General features: G+C 35.4%; 1 protein-coding gene and 1 pseudogene. Both read left to right on the top strand.

Annotated features, from left to right (window positions below; all coding sequences use genetic code 11):
* A partial coding sequence (locus AC1DJR_RS30960; RefSeq protein WP_477004361.1) for an ABC transporter ATP-binding protein occupies positions 1–795 on the top strand: 795 nt, incomplete at its 5' end.
* A pseudogene (locus tag AC1DJR_RS30955) lies at positions 788–1,083 on the top strand (ABC transporter permease); the annotation flags it as partial. The gene AC1DJR_RS30960 and the pseudogene AC1DJR_RS30955, both read left to right, overlap by 8 nt.

Raw genomic sequence — 1,083 nt, 5'->3', positions numbered from 1 at the left:
GGACCAAATGGTGCTGGAAAAACGACATTAATGCGAATGATGGTCGGAATGATTCGTATGACAGAAGGAGAAGTATGGATTGATGGTCAATCTGTAAAACAGCAATTTGAAAAAACTGCTGCGAAAATTGGTGCTGTAATTGAGACACCAGAATTTTATCCTTTCTTAAGCGGCTATGAAAATTTAACATATTTCGGACGAATGAATGGGAATGTGACTGAAGAGCGTATCGATGAAGTAGTGCAATTGTTAGGAATGGGACAAGTAATTGACCGTAAAGTAAAAGCATATTCACTCGGTATGAGACAGCGTTTAGGAATTGCTCAGGCACTTATACATAATCCAGATGTATTAATACTAGACGAACCGACGAACGGATTAGATCCTAGTGGTATACATGAAATGCGGATGTACATAAAGAAAATTGCGCATGAACAAGGAAAAGCTGTTCTTGTTTCTAGTCACTTACTCTCAGAAGTTGAATTAATGTGTGACAGGGTTATTATTATTCAGCATGGAGAATATGTCGCAACACAAAATATTCAAAGTGATAAAAAGGAAGAAACAGAAGAAATACATATACGTGTAGATGATGCGAATAAAGCGGCAGAGGTTTTAGAATACGATGTTTTAGTAAAAGAAAACGAATTAATTATAAACGTGAAAGATGAAGAAGTTCCAAATATTCTTCGTACATTGATGGAGAAAAACATTCAAGTTTATCGTGTATATGAAGAAAGAAAAACGCTAGAAGAGCAGTTTTTAGAATTAACAGGAGGAAAAGATATTGTTTAATTTAGTTTATAACGAGCTGTATAAAATATTTAAGCGAAAGCGAACGATTATTCCTTTTGCAGTTATTGCGGTATTAATTATTGGATTAGGATGGGTTACGGTAAAATATTTAGAGCCAGAAACAAAAGGGTGGAAAGCGGATTATACAGAACGCACTGTAGAAATTGAGAAAAAGCTCGGCATGAAAAAAGAGGATATTTTAACAGAAAAGTCAGGAGACGAGCTTGTAAAGGAATACCAGCTTAAAATGAAGCATTTAGATACGAATACAGCGCCAGCAAGTAGTTC

The organism is Bacillus sp. 05T31 (assembly GCF_056396725.1).
Note: the sequence above shows the minus strand (reverse complement) of the source record. Positions and strands in the feature narration are given on the sequence as shown.